The following is a 19,074-nucleotide window of genomic DNA, read 5'->3' as shown; positions in this document are numbered from 1 at the left end:
ACCTCGGAAAAGGCATCAATTTGATTCTCCAAATGAAGTATATTTACAATTATTAAACAATAATCAGGAATTCGCATTAATTAATTGAATCCACCAAGTATAAAAAAATCACAATAAATTAACCTTTCTTTGAAGCTTTGTACAATGGCACAGCTGAGCATGCTTCGCCATACATAATACTTCGGGCAAAAGGTTGCAAATAATGTGCTGCGAGTACATAAGCCCGCATTGGAACCGGTTTTCTGGAGCATCCTTTTATAATAACCGGTTTGTTTTCATAAACCGAATAGTCAATTTTAGGTAATAATTCTTCGTAAAGGGAAGCGTCTAAATCTTCAATCGTTCCATTGATTATTTTCTTTGCAAATGGTGCTAATTGAATTGCAACCAAAATAGATGCCCAAGCCGGGACAATCGCATCGGTGCTGCAATGAATCGCAACATATTGATCTTGATATTGGGACCAATCTTGATTTTTAAGTTCTGCTCTAAAGTCTTTTTCTCGCAGTAAAAAGCCTTCCAAAAGCCATTTTGAGATATCGATTTGCGCCCGAATTCCTCTTGGATAATAATCCTCGAGATCGAAAACTTCCAAAACACTATTGGCTACTTTATTTACAATTTCATCTTCCATACTTTTATTTTATAGATAGCCTTCAGCCTGCAGTGTAAACAGTTGGGCATATAATTGATTATTCTCCATTAATTCCTGATGTGTTCCTGACTCTAAGATCTTACCTTCTTGTAGGACCACAATGCGATCGGCCTGTCTCACGGTGCTAAATCGATGAGAGATGATCACACTAGTTTTGTCCTTAATTAATCCTATAAACCGTTCAAAAACTTCGCTTTCGGCTTTGGCATCTAGCGCCGATGTGGGCTCGTCTAGAATCATTACTTCAGCGTTTTTCATGTAAGCCCTTGCCAATGCAATTTTTTGCCACTGTCCGCCGGAAAGTTCTTGGCCTTTGGCAAATCGTTTTCCCAGTTGTTGCTCGTAACCATACTTTAATTCAGCAACAACTTCATCGGCTAGACTTAATTCAGCCGCTTTCAAAATGCGTTCATTATTGTTAATCTCATCAATCTTGCCGATAGCAATATTTTCTTTTACGGAAAATTCATATCTGAAAAAATCCTGGAAAAGGACTCCAAAGTACTCCTGATAATTGGCCTTATTATATTGGTTGATATTGATGCCGTCTAGCAAAATTTCACCTGATGTAGGCTCGTAAAATCGATGCAGTAATTTAGTAAGTGTCGTTTTTCCTGCACCATTTTGCCCAACAAATGCTATTTTTTCTCCTGCTTTGATGGTAAAACTTACATCGTTTAATATTTGATTATCACTTTCAGGATAAGCAAAGTAAACATTTTTGAATTCAAATCCGATTTTGATTTTTTCTGGCATCGGAACCTCGTTTTTACTTTTATTTTCTGACGAAATGTCGATAAAATCAAAATAATCTTTGAGGTACAAAGCACTCTCTGATATTCGTGTAAATTTCGAAAAAAAATCGCGCAGACTACTCATTAATCGATTGAAACTCCCGGATAAAAAAGTTAATTCTCCCAATGAAATTCCGCCCGAAAGAACTCTGTAAATTATAAAAACATAAGCGGCATAATAACTGATCGATCCTAAAACATTAAATAAGAACCCATAACTGGAACGTTTTACAACAAGCGATTTATTTAATTTGAAATAGCGCGTTGCAAGGGTTTCAAATCTTTCCACCAGAAAACTAGTTAAACCAAAAAGCTTAATTTCCTTTGCCGTTTTGTCATTAGCACCAATAAATCTAAGGTAATCCAATTCTCTTCTTTCAGAAGTCCAGCTGCGGGCCAGCGAATATTGTTGTTGACTGAAACGGACTTCATTTATAAAAGAGGGAAAAATACTTAAAACTAATAAGATAATTAAATAAGGCTCAAAATAAATCAGTCCCACCACCAGTGAAAATATAGAAATAGTAGTTTGAGCCTGACCTAACACATTCGACATTAAATCAACACGGCCTGCCGTTTGCGTTCTTGCTCGGTCAAGCTTGTCGTAAAATTCAGAATTTTCAAGTAAACTTATATCAATTTCATTGGTCTTTTTAATGATTTTAATCGAACTATTGATATTGTACTGATCTCCAAGAATTCCATCCGTAAGTGAGATTGCACGACCTACCAAATCCGATAATACTACCAGAATGAATTCAATTACTACTGATTGCCAAAGTTCAGAATAATCCTTTTCTCCATGTGTTGTAATTTGGATGATAGCATCAAAAATAAGTTTTCCAACCCATAAAATCGCAACCGGTAACAAAGCAGCAACGATTCTGCACAAAGCAGATGTCAAGAATAACGATTTGTTAGTACGCCAAATTTCTTTGAAAAACCGGGGTATTAAGAAAAGCGAATCAAGAGACGATTTTAATCCAATTTTTTGATCGTTTAACGATTTGGGTTGAGTGCGTGCCATTTTATAGCATTCCCAATTCTAATTTTGCTTCTTCGCTCATTAAATCTTTACTCCATGGTGGGTCAAAAGTGATTTCTACTTCAGCATCTTTTACATGCTCAATTGATTTTACTTTTTCTTCTACTTCTCTTGGTAAACTTTCTGCAACTGGACAGTTAGGAGAGGTAAGTGTCATCAGGATTTTTACTTCATAATCGGTATTGACCATGACGTCATAAATCAGTCCTAATTCATATATATCTACAGGAATCTCCGGATCGTAAATGGTCTTTAATATTTTTACGATTGATTCTCCTAATTCTGTGGTGTCTATTTCTTGTTCCATTTTTTTCTATTTTTTTCTATTTATTTTGTAATTTTTTATTAACATATAAGTCATATAAGTTTTCTTTTAAGTAAAAGGAAAGTGAATTTAAGTTTTTATAAATTATTGACTTGTATGACTCCTATGTTTAAATCGTTTTTTCTATTAAAGTTTTTTATTCAGTGTTTGCAAATTTTTGACTTATGTGTTTAAATCATTTTTTCTATTCATCTAGTTTACGATAAAACTCGTTTACCAAAGTTTTTTGGCCTTCAAAGAAAATGTTTTTTACATTAAAGTTAATTAACAAACCTATAGGTGCATTTAATAAATTCATATAAGTAAGTAATTGCGCTTCAAAAATAGGGTTTATTTCGTTTACCGATTTTAATTCAACTACGAGAGTGTTTTCTATAAATAAATCACATCTTAATTTAGATTCTAATTCATGTCCTTTATATTTTAAAGGGACCAGTAATTCAGAAGAATAATTTATTTTCCGTAATTCTAATTCTTTTTTTAGGCATTGGTGATAAACACATTCCAATAGACCAGGACCTATACTTTTATGCACTTCAATTGCTGCTCCATTAACCTGATACACTAAATCCTTAAGATAACTTCTCGTTATGTTCATTATTGTCAAGTTTAGATTATATTAGGTTAGTGTGTGTTTATCATAATTAAAAAACTTATATGACTTATATGTTTAAAACAATTAATTCTTCGCATTGAACGCCAAAGCATACATTTTTATATTCTTGATCATTGAGACCAATCCATTGGCGCGTGTAGGCGATAAATGTTCTTTCAAACCTATTTCGTCAATAAAACCCAGATCAGCTTCCAGAATATCAGACGCTTTTTGATTGGAGAAAGTCCGAATCAATATCGCAATAATTCCTTTGGTCAAGATGGCATCACTATCAGCGGTGAAAACAATTTTATCGTCTGTTTGTTCCCCTTGCAACCACACTTTCGATTGGCAGCCTTTGATGATATTATTTTCGGTTTTGTATTCTTCTTTGATTAGCGGCAGTTTTTTTCCTAATTCGATGATGTATTCATACCGTTCCATCCAGTCGTCAAACATGGAAAATTCATCAACGATTTCGTCTTGTATTTCTTTAATTTTCATAATTAGCTGATTTTGTTTCCGTGTTACTCTTTTTTAACAAATGAATTTATCTTAGCAACGAATTTCTTTATTTCCTTTGGCGGAAAGCCATGATCAAAATCTGTTGTTTCATAGATTTTGTCTTTGTAATTGATTTTTAAGTTGGCGATAGCCGCACCATCATGAAAACGCTTTTCAGTTGGTGCTTTCAGTTCGGATAACCGATCTAACTCTAACTCTTTGAAACAAGCCACAACTTCTTTCCAGTCGGCATCACTAATTTTTATGGGTGCCGCTTTATCATTTCCATCTCTGTCTTTAGAAACAGTGATTGTCTGATTTTCTAGAGTGATTTTTTGATAAAAACCTCTGGTATTGGCGGTGTATTCAATTACGGCGTTTTGCATATCTTGAGCCTTAGCACTATCGCAACCGTTGCCTAAGAAAATGGTAAAGAATAAAATAGATAGAATTTTCATGTGACTTTAATTTTGGTTTTTAAGATAACATAAGCTGCGCTTTTTTAACTGCCGCTACCATGAGATCAATTTCTTCTTTGGTATTGTAAAAAGCAAATGAGGCTCTTATCGTACCAGGAATGTTAAAGAAAGTCATGATAGGTTGCGCGCAATGGTGTCCTGTGCGTACCGCTATTCCTAATTTGTCAATTATTGTACCAATATCATAAGGATGAATTCCTTCGATGTTAAACGAAATTACAGAAGTTTTTTCTTTGGCAGTGCCAAAAATTTTCAACCCTTCAATTTCTAGCAAACGTTTGGTACCGTAGTCTAGCAATTCTTTTTCTTGCTGTTGAATATTGTTAAAACCTACTTCATTCATATAATCAACTGCAGTTCCTAGGGCAATTCCCCCAGCAATATTTGGTGTTCCGGCTTCGAATTTATGGGGTAATTCCGCATAAGTTGTCTTCTCGAAACTCACTTCCTTGATCATTTCTCCTCCACCTTGATATGGCGGTAATTTATTCAACCACGCTTCTTTCCCGTATAAAATTCCGGTTCCCGTAGGTCCGCAAATTTTATGACCTGAAAAAACATAAAAGTCACAGTCCAATTCTTGGACATCTGGTTTCAAATGTGGAACGGCTTGCGCTCCATCAATCAAAATGGCAGCTCCCACTTTATGTGCTTTATCAATCATGTATTTAATAGGATTGACAGTCCCAAGGGCATTAGAGATATGATTAACCGTTACGATCTTTGTTTTGTTTGAAAGTAACGCGTCATATTCGGACATGATTAATTCGCCTTCCTGATTCATAGGAATTACGCGTAAGACAGCTCCAGTTTTCTCACATAACATTTGCCAAGGCACGATATTGCTGTGGTGTTCCAAGGCGGAAACCAAGATTTCATCACCTGGTTTCAAGATAGCAGCAAAGCCATTGGTGACCAAATTAATTCCGTGTGTAGTTCCCGATGTAAAAAGCACTTCGTGAGCGAATTTCGCATTGATGTGACTTTGAATTTTACCACGAGAAGTTTCATACGCATCGGTAGCCAATTGGCTTAATGTGTGAACACCGCGATGAATGTTGGCATTAATCTCTTGATAATATTTTGATATCGCATCAATCACTACTTGTGGTTTTTGCGAAGTAGCTCCATTATCGAAATAAACTAATGGTTTTCCATTTACTTTCTGAGTAAGTATGGGAAAATCGGCTCTGATTTTATTTATATCTAGCATAATTATTTAGAAAAGTTCTAAATACAAAAGTAGTGAAAAACCAAATCGTTTTAGCCACGAATTCACTAATTTTTATGCTTGTTTCTTATGCGTTTATAGAATTTTTTTATTGAATTAGTAATTGGATATTTTATTAAATTGCAATTAATTAATTCTGTAGTCAAAATGAAAAAATTCTTTAAGTTCGTTGGTTTTGCCGCTGTTATCGGAATGTTTTATTTAGGGTTCACAACCTATCCTAAATTAGATTTAATTTCAGGCTTTTCAGCCAAAAGTATCGCTTCAGGACATTTTATCGATCATCGTTCGCAAGGCATGATTGAAAAAGGGGACAATGATATTGATATGATTGACTTGGCCAACAACACAATTGAAGATGGTGGACAGTTTGCCGTTGCCTCAGTTTATGGTTTGAAGGAAAGAAAAGCGATTTACCGTAAAGGATTAGGAGCCACTTTGATCAACGATGATTTTGATGTTTCAAAACCGTATTTGATTCCTAAACGAAGTTTACCTAACAACACAATTCCTTTCCCTTACGGAAATAAAGAACCAAAAGATACGGTTTTTGCCAATATTGACTATGCTAAATTGAATGCGGCTGTCGCCAATGCCTTCGATACAAAAGGAGCAGTAAATAAAAGAACGCGTTCGCTACTGGTGATTTATAAAGACAAAATCATTGCTGAAAAATACGATACTGGTTTTGATAAGAACAGTAAAATATTAGGTTGGTCGATGACTAAAAGTGTTACGGCGACGCTGTTTGGCGTTTTAGAAAAACAAAGAAAATTTGATGTTGATACACCAGCTCCCATTCCAGAGTGGGCCAATGACAAACGGAAAATCATAACTACAAGTGATTTGCTCCACATGAATTCTGGTTTACAGTGGGTGGAGAATTACAGCACAATCTGTGATGCTACTAAAATGCTCTTTCAAGCAGAAGATATGACGCTTTCCCAACTAGATAAACCAGTGGAACATAAACCCAACACGCGGTGGAATTACTCTTCAGGAACAACCAACCTGCTTTCTGGAATTTTGCGAAAGCAATTCAAAACGCATCAGGAATATTTAGATTTTTGGTACACGGATTTGATCGATAAAATAGGGATGAACTCTATGGTAATTGAAACCGATATGGCAGGAAATTACATCGGTTCTTCCTACGGTTGGGCTACCACGCGCGACTGGGCAAAGTTTGGATTGTTGTATTTACACGAAGGCAATTGGAACGGCGAGCAAATTTTTAACGAAGGTTGGGCTAAATATACAGTAACTCCCACGAATACGTCAGACGGAAGATACGGCGGACACTTTTGGCTTAATGCTGGCGGATATTTTCCCGATGTTCCAAGAGACATGTATTATTGTAGTGGTTTTCAAGGCCAAATGGTTGCGATTATTCCGTCACTTGATTTAGTTGTGGTACGAATGGGTTTAAAAGAAAATCCTGAATTTGATTTTAATGGAATCCTGAAGGGGATAATTGAAAGTGTGAAGAAATAATTTTTATGATAAAGAATAAAGTTTTACAATCAGTTTTAATGATAATTGGAGGTTGGTTTTTAGGCGGTTTAGGTTATTCTACGAATCTAGGGTACTCAATAATAAATGCATTTTGTTTTTTTGGAGGTCTTGCACTATTGTTCTTAGGAATTATCATGTTTATTATTGCAGTAAGAGACTAAAATTAACCGCAAAGGGCACAAAGTTTAGTAAAAACCTTGTGCCCTTTGCGTCAATCTTAGCGAACTTTGCGGTTAAAAACTTAACTACAAATCAAATCCCATTTTCACACCTAATTTTGTAGCGATAATTTTGGTGATTCGTTGTTTTAATTCCGGTATTTTGATGTTTTCGATAACGGCATTCGAGAACGCATACATTAACAACGCTTTGGCTTCTTTTTGTGGAATTCCACGTTGCTGCATATAGAAAAGCGCAGTTTCATCTAATTGTCCGACCGTGCAACCATGAGAACATTTCACATCATCTGCAAAAATTTCCAGTTGAGGTTTTGCATTTATGGTCGCTTTATCGCTCAATAAAATATTGTTACTTTTTTGGAACGCATTTGTTTTTTGCGCTTCTTTTTCTACGTACACTTTTCCGTTGAAAACTCCCGTAGAACGATCTGAATAAATTCCTTTATAGTCCTGAAAACTTTCGCAGTTTGGAGTGGAATGTTTCACAAGCGTATAATGATCTACGTGTTGTTTTTCGCCAATGATAGTGATTCCGTTTAAGGTACTTGTCAATCTTTCGCCAAAATGATAGAAATTTAAGTTGTTTCTAGTCAAATTTCCTCCAAAAGAAAATGTATGAACTGAAACGTGACTTTCCTGTTTTTGGGAAACATAGGTGTTGTCAATTAAATTCGCTTCAAGTGTATCATTTTGTATTTTGTAATAATCAACGATAGCACGTTTTTGAGCAAAAATCTCCGTAACGGAATTCGTTAACACTGGATTTTCATTCAGGCTTTGATGACGCTCTATGATTTGAACATGAGAATTCTCACCAACAATCACCAGATTTCTTGGCTGCACCAGTAGCGCCGCTTCGTTTCCTGTAGAGAAATACATGATTTCAATAGGTTTGTCTGCTACTTTGCTTTTCGGGATGTTGATATACGCACCTTCCATGGCAAAAGCGGTATTCAACGAAGTCAAACTGTCGTCTTTGTTAGCGATTTGGTTAAAATAAGCGTCAATAACCATCTTGTATTTTGGCTTAGTCAATGCTGATGACATTAGGCATACGTCAATTCCTTCATGCGTTGTTGCTGATAAATGGGAGCTGAAAATACCATCAATAAACACTATCTTATAGGTGTCTATCTCGTGTAAAAAGTATTTCTTTACATGATTGAATTCAATTGCATTTTCTTTTTTTGAAAAAACGGTAAAGTCATTTTTTAAGATGGCGTTTAACGAGGTATATTTCCAAGATTCGTCTTTTTTGGTTGGGAACCCTTTATTTTCAAAGTTTTTTAAGGCAGCTGTGCGTACATCATGAAGTTCTGAATGAACATCGATGCGTTCTTCAAAAGCCATAAAAGACGATATTAATTTTTCTTTTAATTCCATTTTTGTTTCTTGTTTAAAGTTTAAGGTTCAAAAGTTTAAAGTTGATGATGTGAACTTTAAACTTTTGACTTTAAACAAATTTTAAGCTTCTTGTTCTTGTTTGATCCAATCGTATCCTTTTTCTTCTAGCTCTAAAGCCAAAGAAGCGTCTCCAGATTTTACAATTTTACCGTTGAGTAAAACATGAACAAAATCAGGGACGATATAATCTAATAAACGTTGGTAGTGCGTAATTACTACAATGGCGTTTTTGTCGCTTTTTAGTTTGTTCACTCCGTTTGCTACAATACGCAAAGCATCAATGTCTAATCCAGAATCGGTTTCATCAAGAATAGCCAATTTTGGTTCTAACATGGCCATTTGGAAAATTTCATTACGTTTTTTCTCTCCACCAGAAAAACCTTCGTTTAGAGAACGAGACAAAAATTTACGATCGATTTCTAATAATTCTGATTTCTCGCGAATCACTTTCAACATTTCGTTTGCAGGCATTTCTTCCAGACCGTTTGCTTTACGTGTTTCGTTGATTGCCGTTCTCATGAAATTAGTTACTGAAACTCCTGGAATTTCCACTGGATATTGGAACGAAAGAAAAACACCTTTATGTGCTCTTTCTTCAGGAGCTAATTCACTAAGATCTTCTCCGTCTAAAGTGATTTCACCGTCGGTTACTTCGTAGTTTTCGTTTCCTGCAATGATTGATGCAAGAGTACTTTTTCCAGCACCATTTGGTCCCATTATCGCGTGAATTTCTCCCGCTTTTACTTCAAGGTTGATTCCTTTTAATATTTCTTTATCCCCAATTGAGGCGTGTAAATTTTTTATACTTAACATTTGTTTCTTTGGTTTAAAGTTTAAAGTTTAAAGTTCTCATGTTTACTGAAACTTGGTGCCTTTAAAATCTTTCTTGTTTAAATATGATATAAAATTGTTTATTTTTCCGCTTAAATTTTCAAAATCTGTTTTCAAAATTTCAAACTTTTCATCACTGATATAATTGTAATCTAAAACGCGATATAATTGCGACCTTGTTTCTCCAGCGGATCCTTTTGCGATAGACAAAAACTGTCTAAATTCTAGATTTCCATTTCTTTCAAATCCTTCAGCAATGTTATCCATTACTGAGCCAGATGATGCTTTTATTTGATCTTTAAATCTGAAATCATTTTTTAAATCTGATTCTACAGCAATAATATGAATTTCTTTGGCCAGTCGTCGAGCTTCTTTCCAAATTTCTAAATCTTCAAACTTAGTTATTGTCGCCATTCATTTTTGTATAAAGTTTTTCTTTGTTTAAAGTTACCAATAGATTCCGGTTACACAACCTTAAACTTTAAACTTTAAACAAATTTTACCCTACCGAACCTTCTAACGAAATTTCTAATAATTTTTGTGCTTCTACAGCAAATTCCATTGGCAACTTATTCAATACATCCTTACTGAAACCGTTTACGATTAAGGCAATTGCTTTTTCGGTTGGAATTCCACGTTGATTACAATAAAAAACTTGGTCTTCGCCTATTTTACTTGTCGTAGCTTCATGTTCTATTTTGGCTGTAGGATTTTTGCTTTCAATATAAGGGAACGTATGCGCGCCACAATTGTTTCCCATTAATAAGGAATCACATTGCGAAAAGTTTCTTGCGTTATCAGCGTTTGGAGAAATACGCACTAAACCACGGTAACTATTTTGAGATTTTCCAGCAGAAATTCCTTTAGAAATAATAGTCGATTTAGTGTTTTTACCTAAATGGATCATTTTAGTTCCCGTATCGGCTTGTTGGAAATTATTAGTGACAGCAATCGAATAAAATTCTCCTGTTGAATTATCTCCTTTTAAAATAACAGAAGGATATTTCCACGTTATCGCAGAACCGGTTTCTACTTGTGTCCAAGAAATTTTTGCGTTTTTCTCGCAGATTCCTCTTTTAGTTACAAAGTTGAAAACACCACCTTTTCCTTCTTTGTTTCCAGGATACCAGTTTTGTACCGTAGAATATTTGATTTCGGCATTGTCTAAAGCAATCAATTCTACGCAAGCAGCATGTAATTGATTTTCATCACGACTTGGAGCAGTGCAACCTTCTAAATAACTTACGTAACTTCCCTCATCAGCAATGAGTAAGGTACGCTCGAACTGTCCTGTTCCTGCTTGATTTATTCTAAAATAAGTAGAAAGTTCCATTGGACAACGGACACCTTTTGGAATATAGCAAAAAGATCCATCAGAGAAAACAGCTGAGTTTAATGCTGCGTAAAAATTATCTTTTTGAGGAATAACAGATCCTAAATATTTACGCACTAATTCTGGATGTTCTTTGATGGCTTCAGAAATACTCATAAAGATGATTCCTTTTTCGCCTAATGTTTTCTTGAAAGTTGTCGCTACTGAAACGGAGTCGACTACGATATCCATAGCCACATTATTCATCATTTTTTGCTCATCGACAGAAATACCTAACTTTTTATACATTTCTAAAAGTTCGGGATCTACATCGTCCAATGTTTTATTGGGATCTACCGCCTTTGGAGCTGAATAATAGGAAATAGCCTGAAAATCAGGTTTAGTATAGTGTACATTGGCCCATTCCGGCTCGGTCATTTGCTCCCAAGCACGAAAGGCCTCCAGACGCCAATCGGTCATCCATTGCGGTTCTCCTTTTTTGTGCGAAATTGCGCGAACGATATCTTCATTTAAACCAATAGGAAACGTTTCTGATTCTAATTCGGTGTAAAATCCGTATTCGTATTCTTTAGTTTCGAGTTCGATTTTTAAATCGTCTTCTGTATATTTTGACATAATTTTATTTTTTAAAACCATTAAGACTTAATTTACTTAATTTCTTAATGGTTTAAATCTTTTTTATTTGGTTATAGTGAAAATGATTCCCCGCAACCACATGTTCTATTGGCATTTGGATTGTTGAAAACAAACCCTTTACCATTAATTCCTCCTGAGAATTCTAATACTGTTCCGGCTAAATAAAGGAAAGATTTTTTTTCGACTGCGATAGTAATATCGTTGTCTATAAAAATTTTATCGTCTTCGTTTTTTGTTTTATCAAATTTTAAATCATAAGATAATCCAGAACATCCGCCGCTTTTTACACCAACTCTTACGTAGTCGATTGCAGCATCAAAACCATCATCTTTCATTAAATCGATGATTTTTTTTCTTGCTGTGTCAGAAACTTTTATCATAGCTTATATTGATTTTGTCTAAATTAAGGACAAAGATAGTGCATAAAAAGCTTTTTCCATAATTCATAACAATTTTATAACTAATCCTAAAATAGAAAAAAGCTATTTGATTCGACTAAAAGGATTTGAATTCCTTAACTTTGGCTCCTATCAAAAAACACAAAATATATGAAATTATATCCCATAGAAACCGGAAATTTTAAATTGGATGGCGGCGCCATGTTTGGTGTGGTGCCAAAAACAATTTGGAGTCGAACCAATCCCGCCGACGAAAACAATTTAATCGACATTGCGGCTCGTTGCTTGTTGATTGAGGATGGCAATCAATTGATTTTGATTGATACTGGTATGGGGAACAAGCAGTCCGATAAATTTTTTGGATATTACTCGCTGTGGGGAACCCATTCGATGGATAAATCATTGGCAAAATATGGTTTTCATCGGGATGATATTACAGATGTTTTTATGACGCATCTGCATTTTGATCATTGTGGGGGAAGCGTGCAATGGAATGCAGATAAAACCGGTTATGAAGTCGCATTTAAAAATGCTAAATATTGGTCTAATGAAAATCATTGGGAATGGGCTACTAAACCTAATGTTAGAGAAAAAGCTTCTTTTCTCTCTGAAAATATTTTACCAATGCAAGAAAGTGGGCAATTGAATTTTATAAAAAGACCAGAAGGCGACTTTCTCTCGACCTCTGAGTTGGGGTTTGGCATCTTCTTTGCTGATGGTCATACCGAGAAACAAATGCTTCCACACATTCAATATCAAGATAAAACGATTGTTTTTTGTGCTGATTTGTTGGCTACAGCCGGACATATTCCCATTCCATATGTAATGGGCTATGATACTAGGCCGTTATTGACGATGCCCGAAAAGGAAAAATTCATGAATGCTGCCGCGGATCAGAATTATTATTTGTTCTTAGAACACGATGCACATAACGAAATCATTACGGTGGAACGAACGGAAAAAGGAGTTCGGTTAAAAGAACGTTTTTCCTGTAACGAAATCCTAACATAGTGTTAAGGACGGCTACATTTGTAACAAAAAAAATTATTTTAGACAAATATTTCAAAAACTTAATATAAATCCAATGAATACCATTAAACCTATTTACATTTCTGCTTTTGCCTTTTTGGTATTAGTAGGATGCGGAACCTCAAAACAAGTAGTAAATACTACTGGATTAGTTGCCATAACTGCTCCTTTGAACATTGCAAAAAAAGCGCCAATTAAGGAAAATGACCTACAACGCTGGAGTCATTTAGATATTATAACGGATACCATTCCAGGGATGAGCGTTGATAGAGTGTATGCTGAATTATTAAAAGGTAAAAAAGGCGTGCCCGTTATTGTTGGAATTTTAGACTCGGGTGTCGACATTGAGCATGAAGATTTAAAATCGGTGCTTTGGACCAATACCAAAGAAATCGCTGGAAACGGAATTGACGATGACAAAAATGGATATATCGATGATATCCACGGTTGGAATTTTCTTGGTGATAGTACCAAAGAGAATTTAGAATACGAAAGAATTGTAAAAGACAAAACCTTAGTCGATGAAGCGACATATCAAGCTGCAAAAGCGCTGAATGACAAGAAAGTGGCTGATGCTGTTGCCGGAAAAACACGTTCAGAGCAAATGTTAGAAGCTATTGTTACGGGAGATGCTGTTTTGGTGAAACATTTTGGTAAACCGGTTTATACTATTGAGGAGGTAACTGCAATTGTTTCTCAAGAGCCTGCAACCCAAAAAAGTAAAGCGACGATGCAACAAATGCTTTCTTATGGTTTGCCAATAGCAGATTTGAAAGTTGCTGTTCAAAAACAATTAGACGAACAGGTTGCTCTTATTAATGGCGATCATCTTAAAACAGACTACCGTAAAGTGGTAGGTGATAATCCAAATGATATTACGGATACAAAATACGGGAACAATAATGTGATGGGACCAGACAAGAACGAAATTCTTCATGGGACACATGTTGCCGGAATTGTAGCTCAAACTAGAAACAATGCATTAGGTGGAGATGGAGTTGCTAATAATGTTCAAATTCTTACGATTCGTGCCGTACCAGATGGTGATGAGTATGATAAAGACATTGCACTTGGAATTCGTTATGCAGTTGATAATGGTGCCAAAGTGATCAACGGAAGTTTTGGAAAAAGTTTTTCTCCACACAAGCAATGGGTTTACGATGCTATAAAATATGCGGAGAAAAAAGATGTTTTGTTTGTTCATGCAGCTGGAAATGATGCTAAAGACATTGATTATGCAGAAAATTTCCCTAATGATTCTGAGGATAAAGTAACCGAGTTTGCTGATAATGTACTTACAATTGGTGCGTTAAACTATGAATACGGAAATAAGGTTGTAGCTCGTTTTTCTAATATTGGAAAAATTAATGTAGACGTTTTTGCTCCTGGAGTAAAAATATATGCTACCACACCAAACAACACTTACAAGTACTTACAGGGAACATCTATGGCCGCACCAAATGCTGCGGGAGTTGCTGCATTGATCCGTTCGTACTATCCAAAATTATCTGCTAAACAAGTTAAACATATTTTGATGGATTCAGGAATTGCCATTTCAACAGATGTCATTGTGGGTGGAAAAGCAACAGATACACGTTCTTTTACTACGTTGTCTCAATCAGGAAAGATCGTAAATGCTTACAATGCTTTTTTGATGGCAGAAAAAATGTCTAAATAATATTTAATGCATTCTTTATATGGAAGGACAATTTGTCCTTCCATTTTTATTTAAATCAAATATGAAAAAACTACTATTATTTTCTTTTCTTACTTTAAGTTTTGGAAGTCTATGGGCTCAAAACACAGGATATTGGCAACAGCACGTAGATTACAAAATGGACGTGACTATGGACGTATCCACTTATCGATACAAAGGCACACAGGAATTGGTTTATACTAATAATTCTCCTGATACTTTAAAAAAAGTGTATTACCACCTTTATAACAATGCTTTTCAGCCGGGAAGCGAAATGGATGCCAGAATCCAAAGCATAAGAGATCCAGATGCTCGAATGGTCAACAAGATTAAAGTAGGTTCAAATGAAATGAAGCAAAGCCGAATCAAAATGTTGAAACCTAACGAAACAGGGTATCTGAACATTACTGATTTTAAGCAGGATGGAAGCACTGCCTCGGTAGAAACTATAGGAACGATTCTGGAAGTTACTTTGGCCAAGCCAATAGCGCCCAACTCAAAGACTACTTTTACTTTAAATTTTGATGGTCAGGTTCCAATTCAAATTCGTCGTTCCGGAAGGAATAATGCCGAGGGAGTCGCGCTTTCCATGGCACAATGGTATCCAAAAATGGCCGAATTTGATTTTGAAGGGTGGCATGCTGATCCCTATATCGCTAGAGAATTTCACGGTGTATGGGGAAATTTTGACGTCAGCATTACAATCGATAAGGATTACGTTTTAGGAGGTACTGGTTATTTGCAAAACAAAAACGAAATAGGTCACGGGTATCAAGATTCAGGCGTTGTCGTAACTGTTCCTAAGAAAGCGAAAACATTGACGTGGCATTTTAAAGCGCCAATGGTTCATGATTTTACTTGGGCTGCTGACAAAGAGTACATTCACGATTTAGTGAAAGGACCTAATAATGTCGACTTGCATTTCTTGTATAAGAATAATCCAAAATTTATAGAAAACTGGAAAAACTTACAGCCAAAAACAGCTCAGTTAATGGAGTTTTACAATAAAACGGTTGGCGATTATCCGTATAAACAATACTCTGTAATTCAAGGAGGAGATGGTGGAATGGAATATGCCATGTGTACCTTAATTTTAGGACAAGGAAGTTTTGACGGATTATTAGGAGTAACTGCGCACGAAATGGCACATTCTTGGTTTCAGCATGTCTTAGCTAACAATGAATCAAAACACGGGTGGATGGATGAAGGATTTACCTCTTTTCTAGAAGATCTAGGAATGAATGAAATAGCCGATAAAAAAGTAGAAAATCCATTTACGGGAGCGTATGCAGGTTATTTTTCAATGGTAAATTCCGGTAAGGAATTACCGCAATCTACACATGCAGATCGTTTTGACGAAAACAGAGTGTACAGCATCACTTCGTATAGTAAAGGAGAACTTTTCCTAACACAGTTAATGTATTTAATAGGAAAAGAGAATCTAATGAAATCCTTAAAAAAATATTACAGCGATTTTAAATTCAAGCATCCTACACCTAATGATATCAAAAGATCAGCGGAAAGAATCTCTGGAGCACATCTCGATTGGTATTTAACGGATTGGACACAAACGACCAACACAATTGATTATGGGATTAGAGAACCAAGAGCTATTGGAGATAAAACGATTGTTACTTTAGAGAGAATAGGCAGAATGCCAATGCCTATTGATTTGTTAGTGGAGTATACGGATGGAACAATGGAAAGTTTTTATATTCCCCTACGCATGATGAGTTTCAAAAAGGAAAATCCAAATCCCGCATTAAAAAGAACAGTTTTGGGTGATTGGGCTTGGGCATATCCTACCATGGAATTTATGATTGCTAAACCTAAAAGCACCATCAAAAAAATTACCATCGACCCAAGTGGTTTAATGGCGGATATTAAGAAGGAAAACAATGTTTATAAGCAATAAATATTTAGTTGAAAATGTAATTTTATGGATATTAAATACAATCAAACTACTGCATCAATTGAGATCAAAGATGGTTTGAAAAATCATTTTTTTATTGTGAAGTTGCTATTGATTATAACGTTCATCAATGCAGTTTTAAATTTATCCAATGCACAGGTAGCTTTTGGATTTATGAAATTAATTTGGTTGTTTATTGGAATGGTTGCCGTTTTTGGGCTAAGAAATTATTTTTTTAAAAAAACAGGTACAGATAAAATTCCAGTAAATCAAATAGTAGGAATCAAGGAACGTGTTTCATTTAGTAAAAAGATATATTTTATCCAATTGAAAAATGGGAAAACAAGAGACCTTTTAGAAGTTAAATCGGAATCACAGTTTAAAGAAGTTAAAAAATTGTTAGCAGAGATTAAATTATAATTTTAGAAAAAGCCGCAAAAATATTTTTTTTGCGGCTTTTTTAAATACGTTTGAAAGAGTTTTACAATTATCTGCGAAATTTAAAATAGTCGGCTAATGGATGTTTCTTGTTTTTTAGCATCTCTGAAACCAGTTCCATTCCAATGACTGAAAACGTGATACCATTTCCACCAAATCCCAAAACAAAATAAGCACTTGGAAAATTAGGATGTTTGCCAATGTAAGGGAGGCCGTCTTTGGTCTCGCCAAAAGTACCCGCCCAGACAAAATCCATTCTGAAATCATAATCAGGTAAAATTTTCTTAAGGTATTTGGTCAGCTTACCAGATTTATCATTTAATAAGGAATCTCTTTTTGTAGCATCTACAAAATCTTCATCTTCGCCTCCAATAAGCAATCGGTTATCATCCGTGGTTCTCATGTATATGTAGGGCTCCGCGGTGTTCCAAAAAAGAGTGTCGTTAAGATGCGATTGGTCATCTTCAAAACGTTCGCCTACCATAGCATAAGTAGAAAGTAGGTTGACAAATTTGTCTTTAATGATTTCAGTACTTTCAAAACCGTTGCAGTAAATTATTTTCTTGGCAGTAATAGTTGTTCCATGTTCTGTTAGAACGGTGACGCCATTTTGTTTGTAAGTAACTTTTTTGATGTCGGTTTTATCGAAAATCTGCAATCCATTTTTATGATTGTACGCCAGAATATCATGAGCTAATTGAAAAGCATCAATACTACCGCCTTGTTCTGATAAGATTCCGCCATACGAATGTTGGATGTGAAACTTTTTAGCAATTGCATCGGATTCAAGCCATTTTACAGGAATTCCAATTTTTTTTCGCGCTTCAAATTCTTTTTTTAACCAACCAACATCTTTTTTTAAAGCCGCAAAGTATAGCGATTCTTTTTTCTTGAATCCACAATCAGATTTCACTTCTTTTACTATTTTCTTTAAATCATCAATCGATTTATAACAGGCCCAATAGCTTGCAACGGCCGCTTCTTCGCCAATCAAATCAATCAATTGGTGCAACGGCACGTCAATTTCATATTGTAACATAGATGTTGTAGCCGATGTGCTTCCGTGACCAATTTCTCTGCGATCGATCAGCACGGTTTTGTAACCATCCGCCATGCATTGATGCGCTATAAGACTGCCGGTTATTCCTCCTCCTACAATTAGAATTTCTGTATCCAGATTTTCTCTTAATGACGGATAGGAGTTGATGATTCCATTTTTTACTAACCAAAAAGGTTCACTTGATTTTAGTTTCATAGTGCGGAGGTTTTTACCAAATTTAATAAAAAATGTATTGACAAATTCCGAATATTATTTTTAGACAAGAAAATATTCTTAAGCTAACTTGCTTTATTAGAGTGATTTTGCTCTCTGGCAAGGCTGTTTTTTAGTTTGTTTTCAAAGGACATATAGAGAATCCCGATTGCTATAAGTTGAAAAATCAAGGACAATAGGGATCCCTCGAACCCAAAATCACCTCCATTCCAGATGGAGGCCAACTTGTAATCGGTTTCAATGATGGAATAGTTTTCAATCCCACTAACATTAAATCCAAAAATTGTTCCTTGGAAAAAATTCCAGCTAAAATGCAAAGCAATGGAAAACCATATGTTTTTAGTGTATAAATAAGGCAATCCCAGTAGTATCCCAGCTACGAAAAGATCAATTAAGCCAAAAAAAGTAATGTTAGGATTACCGGCATGCAGCAAACTAAAAAGCACAGAGGATAGGAGTAAGGCTGTTACGTTATTAAAAGATTTCATTAAGTTGTTTAAAATAAATCCTCTCAATAAAAGTTCTTCCGAAATAGCTACACATACATAATGTAATAAACTTAATACGATTAATGGCAAGTTGAAATTGAGACTTCTAAAATGTATTTCGTCAAAAAGCAGTAGGCTTATGAAACCAATTAACATAATTATTAATCCATAATATATTCCGCGAATAGTGTCCTCTTTGATCGATTTTTTTTCAAATCCTATGCTGCGACCTATTCGCGATGCAACTTTTTTAGAAACTTAAGATAGTTTTTTAAGTTTTCATTTCTATTTTCTAGGCTAAAATCGGAAATAAC

19 protein-coding genes are annotated in these 19,074 nt (G+C 35.2%); 5 read left to right on the top strand and 14 right to left on the bottom strand.

The genetic code is table 11. The annotated features are described in order from the left end of the window. Positions 1–118: 118 nt before the first annotated feature. The 7 genes from BUC11_RS15345 to BUC11_RS15315 all read right to left on the bottom strand — a co-directional run bounded on the left by BUC11_RS15345 (position 119) and on the right by BUC11_RS15315 (position 5,610). Positions 119–634: a DUF2480 family protein gene (locus BUC11_RS15345; protein WP_073355494.1), complete on the bottom strand. Its 516-nt coding sequence runs from the start codon at positions 632–634 to the stop codon at positions 119–121. Between the two features lie 9 nt (positions 635–643). Beyond that, positions 644–2,476, bottom strand: a complete 1,833-nt coding sequence (locus BUC11_RS15340; RefSeq protein WP_073355492.1) for an ABC transporter ATP-binding protein — start codon at positions 2,474–2,476, stop codon at positions 644–646. Between the two features lies 1 nt (position 2,477). Next, entirely contained in the window at positions 2,478–2,801 is a 324-nt protein-coding gene (locus BUC11_RS15335) for an SUF system Fe-S cluster assembly protein (protein ID WP_066075681.1), read from the bottom strand. A gap of 202 nt (positions 2,802–3,003) precedes the next feature. Further along, entirely contained in the window at positions 3,004–3,417 is a 414-nt protein-coding gene (locus BUC11_RS15330) for a GxxExxY protein (protein ID WP_073355491.1), read from the bottom strand. An 81-nt stretch (positions 3,418–3,498) separates the two neighbouring features. Continuing rightward, the gene (locus BUC11_RS15325; RefSeq protein WP_073355489.1) at positions 3,499–3,918 is read right to left on the bottom strand and encodes a SufE family protein; all 420 of its coding nucleotides are present in this window, start codon (positions 3,916–3,918) and stop codon (positions 3,499–3,501) included. Between the two features lie 23 nt (positions 3,919–3,941). Next, on the bottom strand, positions 3,942–4,376 hold the full coding sequence (locus BUC11_RS15320; protein ID WP_073355488.1) for a hypothetical protein: 435 nt from the start codon (positions 4,374–4,376) through the stop codon (positions 3,942–3,944). 19 nt (positions 4,377–4,395) lie between these two features. Next, positions 4,396–5,610, bottom strand: coding sequence for an aminotransferase class V-fold PLP-dependent enzyme (locus BUC11_RS15315; RefSeq protein WP_073355485.1), 1,215 nt, complete (start codon positions 5,608–5,610; stop codon positions 4,396–4,398). A 165-nt stretch (positions 5,611–5,775) separates the two neighbouring features. Between BUC11_RS15315 and BUC11_RS15310 the strand changes: the two genes are divergently transcribed. After that, complete coding sequence (locus BUC11_RS15310) at positions 5,776–7,122, top strand: serine hydrolase domain-containing protein (protein ID WP_073355482.1); 1,347 nt, start codon at positions 5,776–5,778, stop codon at positions 7,120–7,122. A 266-nt stretch (positions 7,123–7,388) separates the two neighbouring features. Here the strand turns inward: BUC11_RS15310 and sufD are convergent, their stop codons facing one another. From sufD to BUC11_RS15285, 5 genes are all read right to left on the bottom strand, one after another. Next, positions 7,389–8,705, bottom strand: a complete 1,317-nt coding sequence (gene sufD / locus BUC11_RS15305; RefSeq protein ID WP_073355477.1) for a Fe-S cluster assembly protein SufD — start codon at positions 8,703–8,705, stop codon at positions 7,389–7,391. An 81-nt stretch (positions 8,706–8,786) separates the two neighbouring features. Next, positions 8,787–9,539 (bottom strand): Fe-S cluster assembly ATPase SufC, encoded by a 753-nt coding sequence (sufC, locus tag BUC11_RS15300; protein WP_073355475.1) that lies wholly within the window; start codon positions 9,537–9,539, stop codon positions 8,787–8,789. Positions 9,540–9,581: 42 nt separating this feature from the next. After that, positions 9,582–9,971: a four helix bundle protein gene (locus tag BUC11_RS15295; protein WP_073355473.1), complete on the bottom strand. Its 390-nt coding sequence runs from the start codon at positions 9,969–9,971 to the stop codon at positions 9,582–9,584. A gap of 85 nt (positions 9,972–10,056) precedes the next feature. After that, complete coding sequence (gene sufB, locus BUC11_RS15290; protein WP_073355497.1) at positions 10,057–11,505, bottom strand: Fe-S cluster assembly protein SufB; 1,449 nt, start codon at positions 11,503–11,505, stop codon at positions 10,057–10,059. Positions 11,506–11,576: 71 nt separating this feature from the next. After that, a complete protein-coding gene (locus BUC11_RS15285; RefSeq protein WP_073355471.1) occupies positions 11,577–11,906 on the bottom strand; it encodes a HesB/IscA family protein in 330 nt (109 codons plus the stop codon). 168 nt (positions 11,907–12,074) lie between these two features. On the opposite strand from BUC11_RS15285, the gene BUC11_RS15280 reads away from it, so the two are divergent. The 4 genes from BUC11_RS15280 (at position 12,075) to BUC11_RS15265 (ending at position 16,981) form a co-directional block, all read left to right on the top strand. Then, a complete protein-coding gene (locus tag BUC11_RS15280; protein ID WP_073355469.1) occupies positions 12,075–12,935 on the top strand; it encodes an MBL fold metallo-hydrolase in 861 nt (286 codons plus the stop codon). 73 nt (positions 12,936–13,008) lie between these two features. Further along, complete coding sequence (locus tag BUC11_RS15275) at positions 13,009–14,631, top strand: S8 family peptidase (RefSeq protein WP_073355467.1); 1,623 nt, start codon at positions 13,009–13,011, stop codon at positions 14,629–14,631. Between the two features lie 61 nt (positions 14,632–14,692). Further along, on the top strand, positions 14,693–16,564 hold the full coding sequence (locus BUC11_RS15270; protein WP_073355495.1) for a M1 family metallopeptidase: 1,872 nt from the start codon (positions 14,693–14,695) through the stop codon (positions 16,562–16,564). Between the two features lie 24 nt (positions 16,565–16,588). Further along, positions 16,589–16,981 (top strand): hypothetical protein, encoded by a 393-nt coding sequence (locus BUC11_RS15265; protein ID WP_073355465.1) that lies wholly within the window; start codon positions 16,589–16,591, stop codon positions 16,979–16,981. A gap of 67 nt (positions 16,982–17,048) precedes the next feature. Here BUC11_RS15265 and BUC11_RS15260 read toward each other — a convergent pair whose 3' ends face one another. Continuing rightward, positions 17,049–18,254 carry an NAD(P)/FAD-dependent oxidoreductase gene (locus tag BUC11_RS15260; RefSeq protein WP_073355463.1) on the bottom strand — a complete coding sequence of 402 codons (1,206 nt, stop codon included), beginning with the start codon at positions 18,252–18,254 and terminating at the stop codon, positions 17,049–17,051. 83 nt (positions 18,255–18,337) lie between these two features. Then, positions 18,338–18,916, bottom strand: a complete 579-nt coding sequence (locus tag BUC11_RS15255; RefSeq protein ID WP_073355461.1) for a CPBP family intramembrane glutamic endopeptidase — start codon at positions 18,914–18,916, stop codon at positions 18,338–18,340. Positions 18,917–19,074 lie beyond the last annotated feature (158 nt).

This window comes from Flavobacterium xanthum, assembly GCF_900142695.1.
Classification (GTDB): Bacteria; Bacteroidota; Bacteroidia; order Flavobacteriales; family Flavobacteriaceae; genus Flavobacterium; species Flavobacterium xanthum.
This window is presented reverse-complemented; position numbering and strand designations above follow the sequence as displayed.